This is a genomic window from Peptoniphilus indolicus ATCC 29427, from assembly GCF_000227315.1.
In the GTDB taxonomy this organism is placed as follows: Bacteria; Bacillota; Clostridia; order Tissierellales; family Peptoniphilaceae; genus Peptoniphilus; species Peptoniphilus indolicus.
Genome location: NZ_JH165151.1, coordinates 1 through 577, shown reverse-complemented (window position 1 = coordinate 577; position 577 = coordinate 1). Strand labels below are relative to the sequence as shown.

Annotated in this window: 1 pseudogene; it reads right to left on the bottom strand. The window is 24.3% G+C overall.

What is annotated here, in order from left to right:
* Nucleotides 1-368: 368 nt before the first annotated feature.
* Nucleotides 369-577: pseudogene (locus HMPREF9129_RS11840) on the bottom strand (hypothetical protein); the annotation flags it as partial.

Here is a 577-nt window from a genome sequence, read left to right as displayed (position 1 = left end):
TAATATTTTTTTCAATGAAATGCTCTCCCTCAGTTACAACCCTAATTATAGTAGGATAAAATCATTTTTATTAAAATAACCATTCAATTAACTAAATACATAGATATGAAATTGGTTAATAGTTTAACAACTGCCATAAATTTATTTTCTAAAATGCCAATAAATATTGGCATTTTAGATATACTATCTATTCAATTGCTTTACTAAGTTTAAAACTGTATAATACGTCCCTATCTAACTATGACTTAACGATAAGCGTTTGTATTACGATATTTAGTCAGCGAACTTTTACATGAAGAATTTAGTATTGTCTCTAAGTAATAGTATTACGTATTTTATTATAAATTTTCTAATAATATCAATTACAATCAAATAAAGTCATATATTAAATCACAATTATCCATAAACCATTCATACCAAGATATTGGTTTTTTTAATACTATTCTATTTGAATATTCATATTCTATGAATTTAATTAAAATGAGACGAACATTATATACAATATCTTCATAATTATTCATATGAATCTCATTAAAATCCCACCATAAACTCTTAGCAGGGTGAGCACCAAAATCGC